The organism is Arthrobacter sp. M2012083 (genome assembly GCF_000281065.1).
Lineage (GTDB): Bacteria > Actinomycetota > Actinomycetes > Actinomycetales > Micrococcaceae > Arthrobacter.
The window spans coordinates 131,746-152,833 of record NZ_AKKK01000022.1; the positions used below are offsets into that span (position 1 = coordinate 131,746).

The following is a 21,088-nucleotide window of genomic DNA, read 5'->3' on the forward strand; positions in this document are numbered from 1 at the left end:
CGCCGACTCAACTTCCGTCGTCGTGCGATTTCGGCGGTAAAGCGAAACTGAAGGCCGCGGTCAGATCCTCCCGGATCCCGCGGCCTTCATCATGAAGGCGTAAGCCAGGATGATGATTTTTCCCGTGAGCTTGAAATACCTGCGTGTGAACATCTGCAGTGTCGGACGCTGGAGGTACGGTGGTACCAGAACCACGCTGGGGGCAGGGTCATTTTGCTGATCCCGGCGGCCGCACCAGCAGTCGAACAAGCAAAGGAATGCCATGAGCAACCCTCCGTACCCGCCCTCAAATCCGGGCGACGACAACAAGCCCGAGCAGCACGGCTCCCAGCCTTCAGCGCCGCAGCCGCCGGCACCGCAGTACGGTCAGCCGGCCGCACCGCAGTACGGCCAGCAGTCCCCCGCTGCGCCCCAGTACGGCCAGCAGTCTTCCCCCTACGGTCAGCCGGCAGCGCCCCAGTACGGCCAGCAGTCCCCCGCCGCACCGCAGTACGGCCAGCAGTCTTCCCCGTATGGCCAGGCTCCCGGAGCTCCGCAGTATGGCCAAGGCAACAACTGGCCAAGCCAGCAGCCCGGCCCCACCACTATCCCTCCAATGGTTAACTACGCGTTCTGGATGATCATTGCGGCCGGAATTCTGTCTGCCATCAGCTCGCTGCTCCTGGCCACCACCGGAGCCGATGCCTTCATCAACGTGATGAACCAGCAGGCCGCACAGCAGGGCACTGAGTTCCCTGCGGAATCCATTGAGGGAATGCGCGGTGCTATTGCAGTGGGCGCCATAGTCGGTGCCATCTTCTCATTGGGTCTTTACGCGTTGGTCGCCTTCCCCGTCCGGAAGGGCAAGAACTGGGCCCGGATCCTGGGCACCGTGTTCGCTGCCATCTCCGTTCTGGGCCTCACGGGCCTGTTCCAGTTCGGCGCAACCTACGGCATCATGCAGCTCATCGTGATCCTGCTGGGTGTTGCAGCGATCGTCATGCTGTATCTGCCGGCGTCGGCTCCCTACTTCCGTAAGGCCCAGCCTTTCGGAAACCCGTACCAGAACCCCTACGGTCGCTAAACCCTCACGCTTCCTAGTGTTGAAACGCGGGCGCGGACCCGGAAAAGGCTAAACAGCCTGGCCCGGCGTCTGCGCCCGTTGTGCATGGTAGGCCAAAATCTGGAGTTCAGTTGCCATGTCCACCTTGCGGAGGTTGACGTGCGGGGGAACCTGCAGGAGCACCGGGGCGAAGCTCAGGATGCTCCGGATTCCGGCGGCAATGACGCGGTCGCACACAGCTTGGGCCACGGTCGCAGGCAGCGCAAGCACCACCATGTTGGCGTGGGTGCGTTCCAGGACTCGCTCCAGTTCGGCCGAATCACTCACGCGCAGCCAGCCCACCTCGTTGCCGATCACCATGGGGTCCGCGTCAAAGATGGCCACAACGTCGAAGCCCCGGGACTCAAAACCGCCATACCGCGCAAGGGCTTTGCCGAGGTTGCCGGCGCCCACAATCGCGACCTTCCAGTCGTGGGTCAAGCCGAGGGCGGCTGCTATGTGCCGACTCAAGTACTGGACTTCATAGCCAACGCCCCGGGTCCCGTAAGAGCCCACGTAGGAGAGGTCTTTGCGGAGCGTGGATGAACTGACGCCTGATGCCTCCGCCAAGGCTTCCGAGGAAACGCGTTCCACACCTTCGGCCAAGAGAGAGTTGAGCGCGCGCAAATAGAGAGTCATCCGGGCCACAGCCGCGGGCGGGATCTGCTTGGTGGCAGGTTCGTTGTCCCCGGTTGTTGCGTCCGGGGACGGTTCCAGCGCAGTCACGGTATTCTCCATTGCATCGCTTTGTTGTTCCACTCTATGACCCTCGGCGGGACACAACAAAAGCCATTACCTGCGGGTAACCCACCCTCAGCCTTCCAGGACCTTCTTCAGTGTGCGGGTGAGCCGTTCCTCATCGATCTTCCAAAAATCCCGCTGGATGCCGTCGACCAGCACCACTGGAATTTCCTCTGCGAAGCGCTCCTGGAGTTGGGGGTCGCCGTCGATCTTCTGCTCAGTCCACTGCACGCCAAGGCTTTTCGTGACGCGCTCGACGGCGGCACGCGCTTCCGTGCAGAGGTGGCAGTCAGCTTTGGTAAGGAGTACGACGTCGGGAATAGCCATGTCTCAAAGGTAACCGCCCCACCCCTCGCTCACACCCTAAACCCTTCCCACCAACCCTCACTCACACCCCAAGCCCTTCCCACCAACCCTCACTCACACCCCACGCCCTGCGGCGAGTCCGCCCGTGCGCCCTCAACCGCAGTTCCCGGCGATTGACTAGACTCAAGGCATGCCCGAGGAGAAGAACGCCGCCGTGGTCGCAGATGCCTTGGTGCAAAACACCGCGCAGAAGGACGCGGCGAAACAGGAACTCGTGCGGAAGCACGCTGGCGAAGCCGCCTTCTTCGACGTCGACAATACGTTGATGAAAGGTGCAAGCCTCTTCCATGTGGCGCGCAAAATGTACGAACGCAGAGCGTTCACACTTTCCCAGGCTGCCGGGTTCGCCTGGAAGCAGTTCAAGTTCGTCCTGCGCGGCGAAAACATGGAAGACGTCCATTCTGTACGCGACTCCGCACTGACCCTTGCTGCCGGCATCACCGTGGATGACATCAAGGCCCTGGGCGAAGAGGTCTATGACGAGATGATCGAGTCACGGATCTGGCCGGGAACCAAGGCGCTGGCAGAACAACATCTACGGGTCGGCCGGAAGGTGTGGCTCGTGACGGCTACGCCCATTGAGGTCGCCACGGTCATTTCCACCCGGCTCGGCCTAACCGGCGCATTGGGCACAGTGGGCGAGGTGGACGACGGTGTGTACACGGGGAAGCTCGTTGGCGACATCCTCCACGGCCCTGCAAAGGCGATCGCAGTCCAACTAGTTGCCGATCGCGAGGGATTGGATCTGGACCATTGCTGGGCCTACAGCGACTCCGCAAACGACATTCCCTTGCTCACCATGGTGGGTCACCCGGTGGTGATCAACCCCGATGCGAAGCTTCGGCGGCACGCTCGTGAGAACAATTGGCCCGTTTACGATTTCCGCTCGGGACGCCGCGCGGCCACGCTCGGCCTCAAAGCCGCGACCGTCGGCGGAGCTGTGTACGGACTGTGGCGTGGGTTCTCCAAGTTCCGTGGCCCCCGCGTCTGACGCTCTCTCACCTCCCTCGCGCTTGAACCCAACGCTCTCTCACCTCCCTCGCGCTTGAACCAACCCCTCTCTCACCTCCCAACGGCTTGATTCCTGACCTGTGGATAACATCGGCGGTCCATGTCGATTCTGGGCGACAATGCCGGTATGCAAAGGCCAATTCCTGTCCCGTCCCAGCTAAGATCCGCTCCGTTTACACTCAAGGAGGCCAAGGCCGCTGGCCTCGCACCGTCTCAGATTTGGAACCGCGTCAAGATTGAAGGGGTCAGTCAGGGCATTTACCGACCAGCTGATTGGGACTTCGACCTTGAAGGGGCCGCCCGTTCGCTCTCTGCCGCGAGCCCTGGCGCTTGGATTTCCCACGTCACGGCCGCCAAAATCCATGGCTTGTCCCTTCCACCGTGGCTGTCGGATTCCAACGAATTGCACCTAAGTAAGCCCAGGAATTTGCCGTCGGTGCGCCGCAAAGGAGTAAGGGGACACACCGTGGTGGTCTCAGATGGAGAAATCGAATTGACCCGCGGCTTCTGGATCAGCACTCGATCGAGGACATGGTTGGACCTGGCCCGTCAACTGCCGTTGAAGGAGCTCGTCTGCATGGGTGACGAACTCATTCGCGAGCCCAGGCCAGAATTCGAACAGCGGGACTATGCCTTCACAACAATCGAGTCCTTGCGCGCAATGATTGACCGGCACAAGAACCTGCAAGGCGTCGTCCGCGCAAGGGAAGCACTCGAACTGATGCGCGTCGGCTCCGACTCAGTGCCCGAATCGGTGCTCCGGCTAGCAATTCTCGACGCGGGGCTTCCCGAACCCGAATTGCAGGTGCGGCTCCGGCTCCACGATCCGCTCTCGCCGTCCGCGGACCTCGGGTATCGACGGCGGCGAGTCGCTATTCAGTACGACGGCGGCCACCACCTTGAGGAGCAACAGATCTTCAGCGATAGGCGCAGGGATAAGGCTTTCGAGGCTGCAGGCTGGACGGTGCTGGTTTTCGATAAGGCAGATTTGGCCGACGATTTCGACGCAGCAGTTCAGCTGATCAAGAAGACCCTGCGCGGCGCTTGGATAGATCCCGCCGTCGAATCTGGTTTTGTACGCGGGACGTGAGAGAGCATCCACACCAAACACGCGGGGACGTGAGAGAGCATCCACACCAAACCCGCGGAAGGTGAGAGAGCGTGGATGCAAAAATGCCCGCCACCTCGAGAGGCAACGGGCATTCACGCTTGATGAAGTATCTCTACTTCTTATTGCGGCGCTGGTGGCGAGTCTTACGAAGCAGCTTGCGGTGCTTCTTCTTGGCCATACGCTTGCGGCGCTTCTTAATAACTGAACCCACGAAAGTTCCTTACAAACTAGAAGTTCCTGTCTGTTGGAACAGATCCGCGGAAGCAGACAAGTACAACTGACAGATTCTTACATTGACGTAAAACGTTCCTTAACAGAGTACCGCTTCAAAGGGGCACCCCATGACCACGGTCCGCGGGACGGACCCCGACAAGCCTCAGGCGGTCTCGGATTGCCCGTCCACCACGGCACCTTTGAGGTACTGGGCGACGGCCTCTTCAGGAACCCGGAAGGAACGGCCGAACCTTACGGCGGGCATTTCCCCTGAGTGGACCAGACGATACACGGTCATTTTGGAAACACGCAGGACATCGGCCACCTCGGCCACCGTCATGAAACGCGCATTCGAGAAGTTAGTCTCCGCGGACATTTCCCATATTCCTTTGCTCTCAGACAGTAGGACACCCCCAGTGGAACGGTGTGCCGATGCTGAGCCATCAAACAACCATGTGCTAGATACTCTAGAGGCTGATGGTGCCAATGTGAAAGAGCCTCCAGTAACTTGGGGACAACCTCCAGCCCGGCTTCAGGATCTACGCCGCAACCACCGCACGACGCTTCCGAGCCGACGCTGCGAGCTGCTCCAACACCGAAGCCGTGACATCCCATTCCATGCAGGCATCCGTGACGCTCTGGCCGTAAACGAGCTCCTGCTCCCCCGCGAGCTGCTTGGCAACGTCCAGGTTCTGCGCCCCTCCCACGAGGAAGCTTTCCAGCATGACCCCTGCAATGGGTGAGGTCTCCCCCGCTTCGAGCTGGGCACCGATTTCCAAGGCAACTTCCGCCTGACGGTGATGGCTCTTGCCGCTGTTGGCGTGGCTGGCATCCACGATCAGCCGCGGATTAAGGCCCTTCGATGCGAGCTTGGCGGAGGCTGCGGCAACGTCTTCCTGGGAGTAGTTGGGCCCTTTGCGGCCGCCGCGGAGGATCACATGGGTGTCCGGGTTGCCTGACGTCGCTACGAGAGCCGCGCGGCCGTCGTCGTCAATTCCCAGGAAGGCCTGCTCAGCGGCAGAGGCACCGCAAGCGTCGATGGCCACCTGGAGATCGCCGTCGGTTCCATTCTTGAAGCCGATGGGCATGGACAGCCCGGACGCGAGCTGGCGATGGATCTGGCTCTCCGTGGTGCGGGCGCCGATCGCGCCCCACGAGACGAGATCAGCCATGTATTGCGGGCTGATGGGCTCCAGGAATTCGGTAGCAGTGGGCAGGCCCAACGCGGTGACCTGCTTCAGGAATCCGCGGGCTGCGCGGAGGCCGCCGGCGATGTCGTGGCTGCCATCCAGGTGGGGGTCGTTGATGAGGCCCTTCCAGCCAACGGTGGTGCGCGGCTTTTCGAAGTAGGTCCGCATGACGATCAGCAGGTCTTCTTTGTGTTTCTCGGCCTGGCTGACCAACCGGCGGGCGTACTCGAGGCCGGCCTTGGGATCGTGGATGGAGCACGGGCCGACGATCACCAGGAGGCGATCGTCCACACCGTCCATGATGGCGCGGACCTGGTCCCGGCCCCGGTCGACGACGGCAGCTGAGCGGCCGTCAAGCGGCAACTCGGCGATGAGGTCCTGCGGGGCCGGAAGCGGCTCGAATCGGGCCACCCGCAGGTTGGAGGTAGCGGGCTGAGTGGTGGCTCCGGATTCAGCGGAGTCGAGCGATTCGGTGGGTTCTGCGGCGATGCTGGTCATTTCTGGGTCCTGTTCCGGGATGCGGAGCGGGCCCCTTTTCAGAACCCGCCGGATATGGCGAAGGGCAGAGAATAATCTCTGCCCTGTTGGCTCTGAAGGAAAGTTGGATGCGTGTCAGTTAGACGCGGGCCCCTCCAGAGCCAACGAAAAATACGCATACCAACGCTTAGTCATAGCCACACCATAACGGCGGTTCTTCACAGCAGGCAAATCGTGTCCATCAAGATGACAGCAGTTTGCGCAGGAACTGCAACTGCTTGATCCAGTGGTGCTCCTGCCCGCCCTCGTGGTTGTTGAAGCGGTACACCTCAATGTCCTTTTCAGGGGCGCCGCAGTGGCCGCGAGAGCCGATGCCGTAGTTGTTGAAGCTCGCGAACACCGTTGACGGAGGGCAGATATCGTCCATTTGCGCAGCGGAGAACAGCGCCGGGACCGTGGCCGCGCGGCCAATGTGGACGCCGTCGAAGTAGTTCAGCACGGCCAGCATGGGCTCATACTTTTCGCGGTGCCGGCCCAGGAATCCTGCGATCTCGGGATACGGGCCCCGGGGAGTGATGTCAATCGCGCGAGGAAAGTCCTGCAGGAACGGGACGTCGGGCAGCGCGGCGATAACGCCGTCGAGCCTTCCAGCCGTCAGCCCGGCAGCAGCAACAGTGATGCCGCCACCCTGGCTAACGCCGGTCAGCACCACCCTGCGAGGGTCGACGGCAGGATGGCTCTGCGCCGCTTCTACGGCACGGAAGGCGTCCACGTAGACCCGTCGGAAGTAATAGTTGTCCTGGTGATCGGCACCTCGGGTCATGAGGCCGGCGTAGTTGATGCCACCGGCAGATGGGTGCGGATCCGGTGTGTCGCCGGAAACGCCACCATAGCCCTGTCCGCGGGTATCCATGATGAAGTGCGCGTAGCCTGCCTGCGCCCACCGGGTGTTCTGGTTGACCAAGCCCCTGCCACCGGAGTAGCCGATGTACTCCACAACCACGGGAAGCTGCTCCCCTGGCTCGAGCTGCGCGGGTACGTGGAGCCAGCCCTTGATGCGGTCTCCCCCGAAGCCGGAGAAGGTGACATCGAAGGTGTTGATCACGCTGAGGTAATTGTCCACTGGCTCAAACACCGCATCAAGCGGGAGCGCGCGGGCATCTGCGATGGTGCGGTCCCAGAATTCCTCGAAGTCGCCTGGCGCCTGGGCTTCGGAGGTGTAGTCGCGGAGCTGATCAAGGGGAAGGTCAAAGAGGGGCATGGTCCATTCCGGTTCAGGTAGGTCTGACTAGGCTGATTCAGGCTGGGGTGCGGGCGATTGCGTCCACTAGAGGACATCCTACGTCATCTCGACTCCAACATTGCGCGCCCGCTTGAATCGTTACATTTTTCGGATGATCGAGCTAAACTGTACAAAGTCGGATCATGGGAAAGCGCTTGCTGAGGTGTAGCCTAATCCCGCCCGAACACTTTTGTGAAGACCCGGACGACGGCGTCACGCGCCATTGTCGCCGCGCCAGCCTAGGAGAGCCATGGACACCCAGCCCGCCAGTAGCCCAACACCCTTCGCGACTGCCGCTGCCAGGACCTCCCCTGCCCGGATCGCCCTCGTGGGGGTTCACGGCTTCGGCACACACCACTTGCGCAACCTCGAACGGCTCAGCAGCCAAGGCAAGGTGGACCTTGTTGCCGTGGCCGACCCAAATCCCCCGGCAGCTGGAGATCTGCCTGCGACCACAGCCGTCCACGCGAACCTGGACGAGCTGTTGGCCGGCGAGCATCGTCCGGATGTCATCATCGTGGCAACCCCCATTCAGACCCATGCACCGTTGGCCCTATCTGTGCTCGCCTCCACGGCGGATCTGTATTTGGAGAAGCCCCCGGTTGCCTCCATGAGCGACTTCCTCCGTCTCCAGGAAGCGGCGGAGCAGGCCGGCCGCAGTGTCCAAATCGGCTTCCAAAGCCTCGGATCCCACGCCCTCGCGGCCTTGGAAAAGCTGGCGGGCGGGGACGCTTCGGAAGAGCTGCCAAGCATCGGCAACCTGAAGGGGATTTCCGCTACGGGCCGTTGGGTCCGGGATCGTGCCTATTACAAGCGCTCGCGCTGGGCAGGCAAACGCCGCCTCGACGGCGTTGATGTGGTTGATGGCGTCGCCACCAACCCGTTGGCCCACGCAATCGCCACGGCGCTCCGCATCGCCGGCGCGCGGTCAGCGAAAGACCTCGCGACAGTGGAAGCGGATCTCTACCGCGCGAACGATATCGAGGCGGACGACACCTCAGTGATCCGCTTGCGCACCATCAACGGTTTGCCCATCACGTGCGCCCTCACCCTCTGCGCCGCCGAATCCGTGGAACCCTACGTCACGCTCCATGGAACGGAGGGGACGGCGGTGTTCCACTACACAGAGGACCGCGTAACAGTCCTCACGGAGGCGGGCGAAACCTCGCACTCTTTCGGACGGGACGACCTCACGGAGAACCTTCTCCAACACCTGTCTGAGGGCACGCCGCTGTTGAGCCCCCTCGATCACAGCGGCGCGTTCATGCGCGTTTTGGAAGCTATCCGCACAGCCGAGGCACCCGCGTTGATTCCCGGGGATTACGTCGAATGGGTAGGAACAGGCGAGCAAGCTCATGCGGTGATCCCGAACATCGAGGACATCCTGGAACGTGCCACACGATCCCACGCCACCTTCTCCGAACTGGGGCTTCCTTGGGCGCGGCCCATCACCGAAGGCGCCGAGGCACTCTTCGCCACCCCCGACGCCGGAACCGGCCCGGCCGACGCCCGCCCAACTCCCACAGCAGTCCTCCGATCGGGAAGCAATCTCGAGCCCGACCTCTCCCCGCGGCCCTACCTGCACCCGGTGTCCACACCAGCCGGCATCGTGGTCACGGACCACCTGCCCTCAGACCATGTGTGGCACCTGGGTGCGGGCTTCGCACTGCAGGACGTCAACGGGAGCAACTTCTGGGGCGGCCGCAGCTACCGCAGAACGGCCGGAAAGTACGTGGATTTGAAGGACCACGGCAGGATCGAGACCGTGAATGTCTCCCGGGAAAGAGACGTCACCACACTTGACCTCAACTGGCTGGCATCCGACGGCAGCCTCGTCCTCAACGAACGACGCTCCCTGAGCCGCACGCTCCTGGATGCGCGCACATGGCGACTCGAGATCCAGACCCGGCTCACCGCCGTCGTGGACGTTTCCCTGGGCAGTCCCGGTTCCCATGGCGCGGCCGGGAGCGGTTACGGCGGCTTCTTCTGGCGGCTCCCAGCCAATGCTTCCTCGCGCGTCTTCTCCTCCACAGCCGAGGGCGAGCCTTCTGTTCACGGTTCCATAGCGCCTTGGCTGGCTTGGACGGGAGAGTTCGACGGCGGCCCTGCCACCCTGGTGTTTGGCGCGCCTTCCGAATCGGCGGACCCTTGGTTCGTGCGGTGCAGAGACTACCCAGCTGTCGGTTCTGCACTGGCGTGGGATGCTGCGGTGGAATTGGTGGCAGGGGACTCCCTCACGCGCACCAACACCGTGTGGATCAGCGACGGCACCTTGGATGTAGCGGAGATCGAGGGCTTGGTTTCAGGCAGATGAGTGCTCGCTGACGCGTTGTGAGGCCCGCCCTGCATGGTATTTGCCATGAATAGCCTGCAGAACAGGCCCCGCAACGCGAAGTCACGGTGTTTGGCAATTACCGGCGGCCCGCTAGGAGCGACGGCGGCCCGAACAGCGCCAGAGCAAGAAGCCAATCACGGCCGCGGACACCATGCCCAACGCTCCCGTGACCACAAGCCCCGTGCGGACGCCGAAGTCCTCCGTGAGCCACCCCGCCAGCAAGCCACCCAAGGCATGGCCACCCAGCAGCAGCGGGAAGTACAGCGCCAGGACCCTGCCGCGCACACTTGCCCCGGCCTCGAGCTGTACCGCAGTGGCTGCGCTGGTGAGGAACACCAGGGTCATGAAGCCCACAACTATGAGCATCACCACGAACCACTCTTGCGTAGGCATCAACGCAGCGAGCGCTTGCGTCAGGCCGAAGAGCCCGGCACTGGCCACAATCCCCTTCCGTCCAAAGCGCTTGATCCGCGTTGCCACCAACGCCCCTGCAAGTGCTCCCAGAGCGCTGACGGTGTTGAAGAGCCCAAAGCCGGCCGGTCCGCTATGCCACACTCCGTCGGCGAACGCCGCGAGGACAACGGGGCCGTTCATGCCGAAGGCACCCAACAAGCCCGCGAGCAGCATGGTCAACAGTAAGGGCGGGCGTGATCGGACGAATCGGAAACCCGCGAGGATCCGGCCTTTCCGGGCAGTGGGATCAGGCGCTTCCAGAGAATGGTGCAGCTCCCCCGGCCTGATGGACGCAATCATGACCAGGACCGACACGCCAATCACAGCGTTGGCACCGAACGCCGCCGCCGGACCCGCTTGGGCAATGACCACGCCTGCCAGCGCAGGGCCAGCCATGGCTCCCAACTGGCCGATCGCACTGTTCAGCCCGATGGCGGCGGGCAGTCCTTGGTCGCCCACCACTTCATTGACGAACACCTGCCGGGCCGGTCCATCGATGGCGCTGGTGATGCCCAGGGCAACGCAGGACGCATAGACCACCCAGACATCCGCGCCTCCCATGGCGTTCCACACGGCAAGGCCGGCAGCCAATAGCGCGGCGACGGACTGGCAGACCAGGAGGATCCGCCGTTTGGAGAAAAGGTCCACGAGCACGCCGCTGATGGGACCCACCACCAACATGGGCAGAAACTGCAGTGCAACGGCGAGGCCTACCGCAGCCGGACTGCCCGTGAGCTGCAGCACCAGCCAGTCCTGAGCGAGACGCTGCATCCAGACTCCGCCACTCCCTACAAGGGAGAGGATGACGAAGATCCGGTAGTTGTGGTGCCTCAGCGGGTAATGCCAGCTTTCCGTGGAGCGGGCACGCGGTGTAGTGGATTTGGGGCGCGGTGGGAACGGGCGCGACGACACGGAGTGTTCTGCTCGATTCAGCGGGTTCGGTCGGATCTCAACGGTGGGAACGGATTTTTATGGCAGCCGCGGCCAGGACCAGGGTCCCGGGAACGATGACGAACAGTGCCTGCAGCATCCAAACGAAGACAACTGTCATGAAAACGGCAGCAAGCAACAGCAGCGAACCAGTCCAGTCGCGCAGGGCATCAGCCCTGGCCTGGGAGTAGGCAAGCGCCCAGCGCTGCGGGCCGGGAGCATCGGCGGGCTGCTGATCAGCATCGCCGCTCCAGTTGATGCCTCCGCTCCAGTTGGCGGCGATCCGGAGGAAGAGGACTGCGCCTGCTGCAGCCAAAATCAGGGTAGCGGGCAGGATCACCGCCCGGCCGGGCAGTTGACCCACCAGGGCGAGCAACAGGTTAAGGACAATCACGACGGCGGCTACCGCCGTCGTGATTCCCATCTTCCAACTGCCGGGAAGCGCTCGACGGAAATTCCCCCACAGGCTGCGAAGGGAATCGTCCCTCCCGCTGAGGTGCCTTTCCAGGTGCGCGACGCCGGCCGCATAGGCGGCCGGCGCCGTCACCAAGGGGACGGAGAGGAGGAGCACGATGACTCCCGCCAGGATGGTCTCGGCGAAGAGGGCAAAGCGGTTTACCGGGATCCCTGAAGACTTGCCTGTGGCGTCCATTGCGCTCATTCTCTGTTGTCCTTAACCCTTAAGGCCCTGCGTCGAAACGCCTTCGACGATGTAGCGCTGGAAGACCAGGAAGAAGACCAGCACAGGCAGGAGCGCCAGCACGGACATGGCGATCATGGCGCCGTAGTCCGAGCTCTGGGTCTGGTCGACGAAGAGTCGCAATGCGAGGGGCAGCGGGTATTTTTCGGGGGTGTTGAGGTAGAGCAGCGGTCCCAGGAAGTCGTTCCAGCTCCAGATGAAGGAGAAGATGGAGGTGGAAATCAGGGCCGGCTTCATCAGCGGGAGCATGATGGATCCGAAGATCCGCACGTGACCTGCGCCGTCGATGCGGGCCGCTTCGTCGAGTTCGGCCGGGAGGCCGCGCATGAACTGGACCATGAGGAACACGAAGAACGCGTCCGCGGCGAGGAACTTGCCGATCAGCAGCGGCACGTACGTGTCCACCAGCCCCAACTGCTGGAACACGATGTACTGCGGGATGATCACCACGTGGAACGGCAGGAGCAGGGTGGCGATCATCATGCCGAAGAACAGGCCTCGGCCGGGGAAATTGATCCGGGCGAAGGCGTAGGCGGAGATGGACGCCGAGAGGACAGTTCCCACCACGGCGCCGACGGCCAGGATCAACGAGTTGGTGAAGAACGTCAGCGTGGAGACGCCGCCGATTCCTTCCATGGCCGTGACGAAGTTGTCGAAGCTGAAGTTGTTCGACCAGAGCGCGTTGTTGGCGCCGCCGATCTCGGAGTTCGGTTTGAAGGATGCGGAGATCATCCAGATGGCCGGGTAGAGGACCATCGCCACCAGTGCCAAGGCAACAATGTGGAAGATGGTGCTCTTGACGCGCTTGGCCGTGGTGGACTCGGACTTCGGGTTATACACCGGTGCCGCTGGTGGTTTCGTGGGAGCGGGCTGGGTAGGTGTTGCCATGGTTGTCATTTCGAATCACCGCTGTAGTGGACCCAGGACTTGGAGGTCTTGAAGAAGATCAGCGTGATGACGCCGACCACGATCACCAGGAGCCAGGCCATTGCCGAGGCGTAGCCCATCCGGAAGTCGCTGAAACCGCGCAAGTACAGGTAGAGGGTGTAGAAGAGGGTGGAACCTGCCGGGCCGCCTTCACCGTTGGAGATGATGTAGGCCGAAGCAAAGATCTGGAAAGCATGGATTGTTTCCATGAGCAGGTTGAAGAAGATCACTGGGGAAAGCATGGGCCAGGTGATGTTCATGAACTTCCGCACCGGACCGGCACCATCCATCGAGGCTGCTTCATAGAGGTCTGCCGGAATCTGCTTGAGACCGGCCAGGAAGATCACCATGGGGGCACCGAACTGCCAAACGGTCAGCAGGATCATCATGGGCATGGTCATGGAAGGGTTGCCCACCCAACCACCGAGGTTGATCCCGAAGAACGACAAGCCCTGGTCCACTGGGCCGGCGTCACCGAACATCGCCTTCCAGACAATGGCGATGGACACGGACGCGCCGATCAGGGACGGTGCGTAGAACGCGGACCGGTAGAAACCCTGGCCCTTGCGCTTGCTGTTGAGCAACATGGCAATGGCCAACGCGGCGGCGAGTTTCAACGGAGTACCGAAGATGACGTAGTTCAGGGTTACGCCCACCGACTGCAGGAAACGCTCGTCCTGGAAGAGGGTGGCGTAGTTGTCCAGCCCTATCCACTTGGGAGCTTCGAAGAGGTTGTAATTGGTGAAGGAGAGGTACAGCGAGGAAATCATCGGACCTACGGTCAGTGCGATGAATCCGAGCAGCCAGGGCAACAGGAAGGTGTAGCCGGCGCGGGCATCCGTGCCCCGCCGCCGCGACTTGCGCGGCTGCGGGGAGGCGGACGGCGATGAGCGCCTGCTCAGGGTTGGGCTTTGAGTCACGAGATCAGTCCGTCAGTCGGGAATGCCTGGATCAGACGCATGGGTCTGGTCAGGCGTTCTGCTTGATGAGGTCTTCGGCTTCCTTGAACCATGCATCGGCTGCGCCGTCCAGGGTCAGCTTGCCGTAGTTCAGTTCGGAACTGACGCGCTTGAATGAGGCTTCAAGCGTGCCGAAACCGACGATGGGGGGCTCTGGGGCGTCCTTGAGGTACTTCTCAATGGACTTCTCGTAGTCCACCACCAGCTTGTCAGTGCCTTCGAAAGTGGTGCCGTCGCGCTGGGTCTTCGACGCCGGGACACCGCGGGAGGTCTTGAAGATCTGGCCAACCTCGGGATCGTTGACCATGAAGTCGATGAAACGGGCGGCAGCATCCTTGTACTTGGTCTTGGCGCTGGCCACCATGAGCATGGAGGGCTTGAGGAACAGGCCCAGGTTGTCCGGATCGTCAGACGGGACCGGCACCAGCTTGAGTTCCTTGGCACCGCTGTCTCCCAGGTAGCCGGCCATGAAGTTGTCCCATGTGACTTCACTGGCAGTGACGTTGGAGCCCATGGCGGACTTGGGGGCGAGCTGGGTGACCCGCTCTTCAGGTACGAGTGCAGGGGTGCCGCGAAGCTCGGCAGTGGTGTTCCACCACTTCTTGAGGTCGTCCTTGGTGAAGCCCAGCTTGCCGTCGTCGGTGAAGGCCTGGATGTTGTTCTGGCGCAGCCAGATGTTGAACATCCACCACACCCCGGTGTAGTCGGTGCCGCCGTAGAACGCTCCGTTGCCCTTCTGTCCTACCTCGAGCATGAATGCGTTGAACTCTTTGTAGGTCCACTGTCCATCCGGTTCGGCAACGCCCAGGCTCTGGAGCTTGGCGGGATCGTAGTAGACAGCGAAGGCGTTGGTGCTGGTGGGGATGCCATAGGTCTTGCCGCGGATCTGTCCCGAGGGGAGGAGGGACTTATCGAAGGCGTCCGTGTTGATTTTCACGGTACTGAGGTCAAGCAGCTGGTTCCGCTGGCCGTAGTCCCGCAGGTAGGAAAGGTCCCACTGCATGACGTCCGGCAAGCCGCCGCCTGCTGCCTCCGTGGCGCGCTTCTGCCAGTATCCGGCGAAGTCAGTGAAGTTGCCGTTCACCTTGATGTCGGGGTTCTTGGACTCGAACAGGGCAATCGCCTTACGGGTACGCTCTGCCCGGTCGTCGTTGCCCCACCAGGTGTAGTTGATGGTGACAGGGTTCTCCGCGGAGCCCGTCTGTCCCGCGGTCGAGGACTGGCCACAAGCGGAGAGGAACGCGGCAGATGCGGTGCCGAGAGCCACCGTGGTGAGGAATTTCCTTCTATCGATCATGAGAGCCTCCTTGCTCAGTTGGTGCAAGCTTCCGAGTTCTCTACAACGTGGCAGTGATCTCGCTTACACTCGTTCTGAATCGATACAATATCCCCAATCGGGAATCTGGGCAAGCGTTTTCCAATGATCATGTTTTTAGCGAAACGCTGCACCCATAACTCCGTACCATGAGTACCAGCACGGCCAACCTGACGAAGGAGTCCCCTTGACCTCCCCCGAAATCCCCCGCAGCCCATCCGTCTGGAACAGCATCCAAGGCCTCGCTTACGGCGGCGACTACAACCCTGAGCAGTGGCCTGAAGACATCCGGCTAGAGGACATCGAGCTCATGAAAGAGGCCGGCGTCAACTTTCTCAGCGTCGGCATTTTCTCGTGGGGCCTCTTGGAACCCACGGAAGGAAACTACGATTTCGCCTGGCTGGATGATGTCATGGATAACCTTCACGGAGCGGGGATCAAGGTGGCTCTGGCAACAGCCACTGCTTCTCCCCCTGCCTGGCTGGCGCGCAAATACCCTGAGATTCTCCCCGTCACCGCGGAAGGAATCAGACTGGAGCGGGGCTCACGACGCCACTACACGCCGTCGTCGTCCGGGTACCGCAGGTACGCCACCGCCATGACCCGCGTGCTCGCCGAACGATACAAGAACCACCCGGCCCTGGCGCTGTGGCACGTGGACAACGAGCTTGGTTGCCACGTTGGTGAGTTCCACGGCGAGGAGGATGCCGCCGCCTTCCGAGGATGGCTGGAACGGCGATACGGCTCCATCGAAGCCCTCAACGAGGCCTGGGGTACAGCGTTTTGGTCGCAGCACTACGCTTCCTTCGACGAGATCATCCCACCGGGCGCCGCGCCCACCACCCTCAATCCCGGGCAACAGCTGGACTTCGCTCGCTTCAACTCCTGGGCCTTCATCGACTACTACCGCGAGTTGCTGGCCGTCATCCGCGAGGTCACCCCCAACGTCCCGGCGACCACCAACTTCATGGTCTCCAGCGCCACCAAAGCCCTGGACTACTTCGATTGGTCCAAGGACATGGACGTGATCGCCAACGACCACTACCTCGTTGCCGCAAACCCGGAGCGCGAAATCGAGCTCGCTTTCAGCGCCGACCTCACCCGCGGGGTGGCGGGCGGCGAGCCGTGGATCCTCATGGAGCATTCGACGTCGGCGGTGAACTGGCAACCGCACAACCAGCCCAAGATGCCCGGCGAAATGCTCCGCAACTCGCTGGCCCACGTTGCCCGGGGCGCCGATGCCGTCATGTTCTTCCAGTGGCGGCAAAGCACAGCCGGCTCCGAGAAATTCCACTCGGCCATGGTTCCCCACGGCGGACGGGACACCCAGGTGTGGCGGAACGTGGTGGATCTCGGAGATGCTTTGTCCAAACTGCAACCCGTCAAGGGCACCCGCGTGGACTCCCGCGTCGCGATCGTGTTCGATTACGAAGCCTGGTGGGCCTCGGAGTTGGATTCGCACCCGAGCAACTCGTTGCAATACCTCGACACCATGCGCGCCTTCCACCGATCCTTGTACCTGCGCGGGATCACTGCGGACTTCGTGCACCCGTCCGCGGACCTGTCCGGTTATGACCTCATCCTGGTGTGCACCCTGTACTCCGTAACGGACACGGCGGCTGCCTCAATTGCTGCTGCAGCCGGGGCCGGAGCCACCGTGCTCATCAGCTACTTCAGTGGCATCGTGGACGAACGGGACCACGTGCGGCTCGGCGGCTACCCCGGCGCCTTCCGCGATCTGCTGGGGGTTCGGAGCGAGGAATTCCACCCTCTCTTCCCCGGCACGTCTGTCACGTTGAGCGACGGAAGAGTATTTGAACCCGGAACAGCCGGAACCGTGTGGAGCGAGCACGTACACGCTTTCCAGGACACGGAGGTTCTCGCAACTTTCACCGACTACCCGCTCGGCGACGTCCCGGCGCTGACGCGACGCACCGTCGGATCAGGTTCGGCCTGGTACCTGGCGACGCTTCCCGACGCCGATGGTATCGACTCGCTCACCGGCCGACTCGTGGAGGAAGCAGGGGTGACGGCCGTGACCGAGGCGTCCGCCGCCGTCGAACTTGTCCGGCGTCGCGCCGCCGACGGCAGCAGCTTCCTGTTCGCCATTAACCACGGCCAGGAGGACGTTACCGTGAAGGCCGACGGCGGCGAGCTGCTGAGCGGCGCCCGCTTCACTGGCGTGGTACCCGCTGGAGCCGTGGCCGTCATCGCGGAAGACTGACGTAAGCAAGCCGCGCCCGGGGCGGATCACGAATGATTCGCCCGGGCGCGGCTTGTACTTCCTGCTGAGCTAGGCTCCGATCGCGGACTTCATTTCGTCCACTGCCTTTTTGCCTGCTTCTTCCGCCGAGAGCCTGTTGAACATGACCTCGGAGGTATAGCGCTTGATGATTTCCTGGATGGCGCCTGCGCCCTTCGGCGGGGCTGCCGGAGCCTCCCCAAGTTCTTCCTTGATGGCGCCGATGAAGTCGACCACCTTCACGTCTGCTTTGGCCAGCTTCGGAGCAATTGCCTCGCGGACGTCCGAGTTCGGGTACACGCCGCGGTCAGCAAGGAGGATCTCGCCGGCTTTGACGTTGTTGGTGAGGAAGTCGATGAACTTTGCCGTCTCTTCAGGGTGTTTGGTCCGGGAGGAAGCGGACCAAAACTGCGATGCCTTGTACCAGAGACCGGCATCTTCAGCCTTGCCGGTCTTTGACGGGAAGCGGAGGATCTGCAGCTCACCGCCGGCAGCCTTTTCCAGTGCCGGAAGCTGGTTCGACCACCAGAACGCCATGCCGTTCTTACCCGTGGCCAGTCCGCTCTGGTCCAGCGGCGCAGCTTCAGCTTCAACGATTTCCGAGGCGGTGGGTACGGCCTTGTTGTCGCTCATCTGCTTAAGAAATTCCCAGTAGCCCTTGATGTCCGCGGGCTCAAAACCAAGCTTGCCGTCCTTGGTGTAAAGCGACTTGCCGTTCTGTCGCAGCCACACACCAAGGGAAGCTTCATCCGTGCCGTAGGCAGCCGCGCCATAGGTTCCCTTCGGGGATTTGGCGGTTACCTCGGCCGCAATCCGTTCGAAGTCTTCCCAAGTCCATGTCTTATCGTCGGGAAGCGGGACGCCTGCGGCCTGGAAGACTGCCGGGTTGGCGAGGATGGTGGCGGCATTGATGCCTGCGGCTATGCCGGTCAGTCCGTCCTCACCCTTGCCGGCGTTCAACGCGGCCTCATCCAGCTTGGACGTATCGATGTCGTACTTGGAGAGGTCCAGCAGTGCGCCACGGGTGGAGTATTCGGTGATGTACTTTTCGTCCATCTGGATGATGTCCGGGGCATCGTTGGCCGCAACCTGGGTGGCCAACTTGTCCCAGTAGCCACTCCAATCGCCGTACTCGGGCTTGATCTTGATGTTGGGATTCTCGGCCTCGAAGGCGGCAATTGCTTCCTGCGTCAGCTGCGCGCGCTTGTCCCCGCCCCACCATGAAAAGCGGAGCTCCACCTTGCCGTCGGCACTCTTTTGCTCTGCTCCACCGCCGCACGCCGTAAGGGCGAGGACCGCGGCAGCTGTGGCCGCAACGAGTGCGGAGGCACGAAGCCTGCGCTTGGCCTTCGGCGCTGACGCATGGGTTTTTGAGGTAGCTGCGGGGGCGACTGCTTCACCCTTTGGATTTACCGGCACTGTTGTCTCCGATCTTCTTTGATCTTGATGCAAACTGAGAAAGCGTTTTCTCGTTGCGATGATGATACAAGTCACAATCTTGTATTACAAGATGCTGACTTGTCTTACTTGTCCTACTTGATGCCGGTAGTCGCGATGCCCTTGATCAGGAACCGCTGGCCGAAGAGGAAGACCAGGAACACCGGGAGCAGGGACACAATGGACATCGCGAAGAGTGATCCCCAGCTGGTGGCGGACTGCGAGTCGACGAAAGCGCGGAGGGCCACAGGAACAGTGAACATGTCCGGGTCCGTGAGGTAGATCAGGGCACCGAAGAAGTCGTTCCAGGTCCAGATGAACGTGAAGATGGTGGTGGTGGCCAGGGCCGGAACCATCAGGGGCAGGATCACGCGGAGGAAGATCCTGGGGTGGCCGGCACCGTCGATGCGGGCTGCCTCATCGAGGTCTTTCGGAATACCACGGATGAACTGAACCATGAGGAACACGAAGAACGCGTCGGTGGCCAGGAGCTTGGGCACGATCAGCGGCCAGAAGGTGTTCACCCAGCCGATCTGCGAGAACAGGATGTACTGCGGCACGATCACCACATGGAACGGCAGCATGATGGTCAGCAGCATGATGCCGAAGAAGATCTTCTTGCCGCTGAATTGCAGGCGGGCGAAGGCGTAGGCGGCCATGGAGCAGGAGACCAGGTTGCCCAGGATCGAGCCCAGGACCACGATGGCGGAGTTGATCATGTAGTGCCCGAACGGGTGCGTCAGGGCAGACCAACCATCGGTGTAGTTGCTCATCTCCAGGCTCTCCAGCCACAGGCCGGGCTCGCGGAAAATAAGGTCATTGGGCCGCAGGGAGGAGACCACCATCCACAGCAGCGGGTAGATCATTACCCCGCCCACGATGATCAGGATGGCGTGCTTGACCAAGCCCTTGATACGGGCGCTGCGGCTGAAGGCCAGGCTGCCTGGAGACTCACGGCGTCGCGGGCTCTTTCCGTCCTTCGCGGAGGAGGAACCGGAGGCGGCGGGGAGGGTTTGGAGTTTAGTCATCGTAGAACACCCAATACTTTGAAGCGATGAAGTTGATGGCGGTGAAGACGCCGATGATGACCAGCAGGAACCAGGCCATCGCTGAGGCGTAGCCCATATCAAATTGACCGAAGCCCTTTTGGTACAGGTACAGGGTGAAGAACATGGTGGAGTCGGACGGGCCGCCGTTGCCGCCGGAGACGATGAACGCCTGCGTGAACGACTGGAACGAGCCGATGATCTGAAGCACCAGGTTGAAGAAGATGATGGGGCTCAGCATGGGCAGGGTGATCCGCCAGAACTGCTGCAGTGTGGTGGCGCCGTCAACTTTGGCGGCCTCGTAATACATCACGGGAATCTGGCGAAGGCCGGCCAGGAAGATGATCATGGGGCTGCCGAAGGTCCACACGTGCAGCAGGATGATGGAACCAAGGGCGGTATTGGGGTCCGAGATCCAGCCCGGTCCCTCGATACCAACCATCGCCAGGACCTGGTTCACCAGGCCGGTGGTCCCGAAGATCTGCTTCCACAGGATGGCAACAGCTACGGACCCGCCCAGCAGGGACGGCAAATAGAAGATGGACCGGTAGAACGGAAGACCGCGCAGCCCCTTGTCCAGGACCAGGGCAATCAGAAGGGCTACACCCAATTGGAGCGGCACACCCACCAGCACGTACGTGAACGTGACGCGTAACGAGTTATGGAGGCGGGCATCGCCGAACATGCGGACGAAGTTATCCAGCCCCACCCATTCCGGTGGTTGCAGGAGGTTGTAGTCCGTGAAGGACAGGTACAACGACATCAGCATGGGGCCCACGGTGATGGCGACCAAGCCGATCAGCCAGGGAAGGAGGAATACGTAGGCGGCTTTGTTGTCGCGGCCGTTCGCCTTCTTCTCTTCTTTGGACAGGGGACCCTTGCGCCGGGTCATCGTGGAGAGTTCGCCTATAGCGCTCATTGCTTCCCCCTCGCCGGAGCGCGAACGCCTTGCGGCGTCCCCGTGCGTAGTACAGCGGCCATGTGGTCTCCTTTGGTCATCGTGGCCATCCACGGCATACAAGTGTGGTTGGTGCTTGCCGTCCAGGACGCCGCCATTGCTATGGCGCTACCCCTTCGAAACGCCAGGCTCCAAGTCCCGGTGTTCAGCGGCTCCGTACCAAAGTAAACGTTTTCTTGACCCATGTACAGCCTTTTGCTAATTTTTGAGAAAGCGTTTTCTTGCAAAGCTGCACGAACATGTTTTTCAACGCTGAAGAAACCCGGCGTGCGCTACGGCCCACCCTTTCCGCATCGATAAGGCAGGACACTATT

General features: G+C 61.9%; 21 protein-coding genes. 6 read left to right on the forward strand and 15 right to left on the reverse strand.

Annotated elements, in window-relative coordinates; genetic code table 11:
* Nucleotides 1-60: 60 nt before the first annotated feature.
* The gene (locus tag A477_RS0111565) at nt 61-264 is read right to left on the reverse strand and encodes a PH domain-containing protein (protein ID WP_017199154.1); all 204 of its coding nucleotides are present in this window, start codon (nt 262-264) and stop codon (nt 61-63) included.
* Here A477_RS0111565 and A477_RS0111570 point away from each other — a divergent pair.
* Nucleotides 263-1,063 (forward strand): YhjD/YihY/BrkB family envelope integrity protein, encoded by an 801-nt coding sequence (locus tag A477_RS0111570; RefSeq protein WP_017199155.1) that lies wholly within the window; start codon nt 263-265, stop codon nt 1,061-1,063. The two genes, A477_RS0111565 and A477_RS0111570, sit on opposite strands and share 2 nt — an antisense overlap.
* Nucleotides 1,064-1,111: 48 nt before the next feature.
* On the opposite strand, the gene A477_RS0111575 is transcribed toward A477_RS0111570, so the two are convergent.
* Together A477_RS0111575 and A477_RS0111580 are read right to left on the reverse strand one after the other, a co-directional pair.
* Complete coding sequence (locus tag A477_RS0111575) at nt 1,112-1,819, reverse strand: redox-sensing transcriptional repressor Rex (RefSeq protein WP_017199156.1); 708 nt, start codon at nt 1,817-1,819, stop codon at nt 1,112-1,114.
* 75 nt (nt 1,820-1,894) lie between these two features.
* Nucleotides 1,895-2,149, reverse strand: a complete 255-nt coding sequence (locus tag A477_RS0111580) for a glutaredoxin family protein (protein WP_017199157.1) — start codon at nt 2,147-2,149, stop codon at nt 1,895-1,897.
* Nucleotides 2,150-2,318: 169 nt separating this feature from the next.
* Between A477_RS0111580 and A477_RS0111585 the strand changes: the two genes are divergently transcribed.
* On the forward strand, nt 2,319-3,179 hold the full coding sequence (locus tag A477_RS0111585; protein ID WP_017199158.1) for an HAD family hydrolase: 861 nt from the start codon (nt 2,319-2,321) through the stop codon (nt 3,177-3,179).
* A gap of 486 nt (nt 3,180-3,665) precedes the next feature.
* Nucleotides 3,666-4,289, forward strand: a complete 624-nt coding sequence (locus A477_RS24005) for a DUF559 domain-containing protein (RefSeq protein WP_353579769.1) — start codon at nt 3,666-3,668, stop codon at nt 4,287-4,289.
* A gap of 133 nt (nt 4,290-4,422) precedes the next feature.
* On the opposite strand, the gene A477_RS23000 is transcribed toward A477_RS24005, so the two are convergent.
* The 4 genes from A477_RS23000 to A477_RS0111610 all read right to left on the reverse strand — a co-directional run bounded on the left by A477_RS23000 (nt 4,423) and on the right by A477_RS0111610 (nt 7,451).
* Nucleotides 4,423-4,521, reverse strand: a complete 99-nt coding sequence (locus A477_RS23000) for a 30S ribosomal protein bS22 (RefSeq protein ID WP_003792170.1) — start codon at nt 4,519-4,521, stop codon at nt 4,423-4,425.
* Nucleotides 4,522-4,686: 165 nt separating this feature from the next.
* Nucleotides 4,687-4,899, reverse strand: a complete 213-nt coding sequence (locus A477_RS0111600) for a helix-turn-helix domain-containing protein (RefSeq protein WP_017199160.1) — start codon at nt 4,897-4,899, stop codon at nt 4,687-4,689.
* Between the two features lie 163 nt (nt 4,900-5,062).
* Nucleotides 5,063-6,211: a 3-deoxy-7-phosphoheptulonate synthase gene (locus A477_RS0111605; RefSeq protein WP_017199161.1), complete on the reverse strand. Its 1,149-nt coding sequence runs from the start codon at nt 6,209-6,211 to the stop codon at nt 5,063-5,065.
* A gap of 220 nt (nt 6,212-6,431) precedes the next feature.
* On the reverse strand, nt 6,432-7,451 hold the full coding sequence (locus A477_RS0111610; protein WP_017199162.1) for an acetylxylan esterase: 1,020 nt from the start codon (nt 7,449-7,451) through the stop codon (nt 6,432-6,434).
* Nucleotides 7,452-7,722: 271 nt separating this feature from the next.
* Here A477_RS0111610 and A477_RS0111615 point away from each other — a divergent pair, with 271 nt between their 5' ends.
* Nucleotides 7,723-9,786 carry a DUF6807 family protein gene (locus A477_RS0111615; RefSeq protein ID WP_017199163.1) on the forward strand — a complete coding sequence of 688 codons (2,064 nt, stop codon included), beginning with the start codon at nt 7,723-7,725 and terminating at the stop codon, nt 9,784-9,786.
* 111 nt (nt 9,787-9,897) lie between these two features.
* Here A477_RS0111615 and A477_RS0111620 read toward each other — a convergent pair whose 3' ends face one another.
* Genes A477_RS0111620 through A477_RS0111640 form a run of 5 tightly spaced genes read right to left on the reverse strand, consistent with a single transcriptional unit; the run spans nt 9,898 to nt 15,073 of the window.
* Entirely contained in the window at nt 9,898-11,172 is a 1,275-nt protein-coding gene (locus A477_RS0111620) for an MFS transporter (RefSeq protein ID WP_017199164.1), read from the reverse strand.
* A gap of 37 nt (nt 11,173-11,209) precedes the next feature.
* The gene (locus A477_RS0111625; protein WP_026005552.1) at nt 11,210-11,851 is read right to left on the reverse strand and encodes a hypothetical protein; all 642 of its coding nucleotides are present in this window, start codon (nt 11,849-11,851) and stop codon (nt 11,210-11,212) included.
* A gap of 12 nt (nt 11,852-11,863) precedes the next feature.
* The gene (locus A477_RS0111630) at nt 11,864-12,787 is read right to left on the reverse strand and encodes a carbohydrate ABC transporter permease (RefSeq protein ID WP_026005553.1); all 924 of its coding nucleotides are present in this window, start codon (nt 12,785-12,787) and stop codon (nt 11,864-11,866) included.
* Complete coding sequence (locus A477_RS0111635; RefSeq protein ID WP_017199167.1) at nt 12,784-13,737, reverse strand: carbohydrate ABC transporter permease; 954 nt, start codon at nt 13,735-13,737, stop codon at nt 12,784-12,786. Before A477_RS0111635 ends, A477_RS0111630 begins: the two co-directional genes overlap by 4 nt.
* Nucleotides 13,738-13,786: 49 nt before the next feature.
* On the reverse strand, nt 13,787-15,073 hold the full coding sequence (locus A477_RS0111640; RefSeq protein ID WP_017199168.1) for an ABC transporter substrate-binding protein: 1,287 nt from the start codon (nt 15,071-15,073) through the stop codon (nt 13,787-13,789).
* Nucleotides 15,074-15,278: 205 nt separating this feature from the next.
* Between A477_RS0111640 and A477_RS0111645 the strand changes: the two genes are divergently transcribed.
* Entirely contained in the window at nt 15,279-17,315 is a 2,037-nt protein-coding gene (locus tag A477_RS0111645) for a beta-galactosidase (protein ID WP_017199169.1), read from the forward strand.
* A 69-nt stretch (nt 17,316-17,384) separates the two neighbouring features.
* Here the strand turns inward: A477_RS0111645 and A477_RS0111650 are convergent, their stop codons facing one another.
* The 3 genes from A477_RS0111650 to A477_RS0111660 form a co-directional block, all read right to left on the reverse strand.
* Nucleotides 17,385-18,752, reverse strand: a complete 1,368-nt coding sequence (locus tag A477_RS0111650) for an ABC transporter substrate-binding protein (protein WP_017199170.1) — start codon at nt 18,750-18,752, stop codon at nt 17,385-17,387.
* A 113-nt stretch (nt 18,753-18,865) separates the two neighbouring features.
* Nucleotides 18,866-19,798 (reverse strand): carbohydrate ABC transporter permease, encoded by a 933-nt coding sequence (locus tag A477_RS0111655; protein ID WP_017199171.1) that lies wholly within the window; start codon nt 19,796-19,798, stop codon nt 18,866-18,868.
* Nucleotides 19,791-20,735 carry a carbohydrate ABC transporter permease gene (locus A477_RS0111660; protein ID WP_017199172.1) on the reverse strand — a complete coding sequence of 315 codons (945 nt, stop codon included), beginning with the start codon at nt 20,733-20,735 and terminating at the stop codon, nt 19,791-19,793. The genes A477_RS0111655 and A477_RS0111660 overlap by 8 nt, the downstream gene beginning before the upstream one ends.
* 42 nt (nt 20,736-20,777) lie before the next feature.
* Between A477_RS0111660 and A477_RS23305 the strand changes: the two genes are divergently transcribed.
* Nucleotides 20,778-20,942 carry a hypothetical protein gene (locus A477_RS23305; RefSeq protein ID WP_157367085.1) on the forward strand — a complete coding sequence of 55 codons (165 nt, stop codon included), beginning with the start codon at nt 20,778-20,780 and terminating at the stop codon, nt 20,940-20,942.
* The last annotated feature ends 146 nt before the right edge of the window (nt 20,943-21,088 follow it).

Bases quoted from the DNA above. Each gene is read 5' to 3' on its own strand.
- A477_RS0111565 (WP_017199154.1), bottom strand. From the start codon at position 264: ATGGCATTCCTTTGCTTGTTCGACTGCTGGTGCGGCCGCCGGGATCAG.
- A477_RS0111625 (WP_026005552.1), bottom strand. From the start codon at position 11,851: ATGAGCGCAATGGACGCCACAGGCAAGTCTTCAGGGATCCCGGTAAAC.
- A477_RS0111615 (WP_017199163.1), top strand. From the start codon at position 7,723: ATGGACACCCAGCCCGCCAGTAGCCCAACACCCTTCGCGACTGCCGCT.
- A477_RS0111630 (WP_026005553.1), bottom strand. From the start codon at position 12,787: ATGACAACCATGGCAACACCTACCCAGCCCGCTCCCACGAAACCACCA.
- A477_RS0111585 (WP_017199158.1), top strand. From the start codon at position 2,319: ATGCCCGAGGAGAAGAACGCCGCCGTGGTCGCAGATGCCTTGGTGCAA.
- A477_RS0111570 (WP_017199155.1), top strand. From the start codon at position 263: ATGAGCAACCCTCCGTACCCGCCCTCAAATCCGGGCGACGACAACAAG.
- A477_RS0111660 (WP_017199172.1), bottom strand. From the start codon at position 20,735: ATGAGCGCTATAGGCGAACTCTCCACGATGACCCGGCGCAAGGGTCCC.
- A477_RS0111580 (WP_017199157.1), bottom strand. From the start codon at position 2,149: ATGGCTATTCCCGACGTCGTACTCCTTACCAAAGCTGACTGCCACCTC.
- A477_RS0111605 (WP_017199161.1), bottom strand. From the start codon at position 6,211: ATGACCAGCATCGCCGCAGAACCCACCGAATCGCTCGACTCCGCTGAA.
- A477_RS0111610 (WP_017199162.1), bottom strand. From the start codon at position 7,451: ATGCCCCTCTTTGACCTTCCCCTTGATCAGCTCCGCGACTACACCTCC.
- A477_RS0111655 (WP_017199171.1), bottom strand. From the start codon at position 19,798: ATGACTAAACTCCAAACCCTCCCCGCCGCCTCCGGTTCCTCCTCCGCG.
- A477_RS0111600 (WP_017199160.1), bottom strand. From the start codon at position 4,899: ATGTCCGCGGAGACTAACTTCTCGAATGCGCGTTTCATGACGGTGGCC.
- A477_RS0111575 (WP_017199156.1), bottom strand. From the start codon at position 1,819: ATGGAGAATACCGTGACTGCGCTGGAACCGTCCCCGGACGCAACAACC.
- A477_RS0111640 (WP_017199168.1), bottom strand. From the start codon at position 15,073: ATGATCGATAGAAGGAAATTCCTCACCACGGTGGCTCTCGGCACCGCA.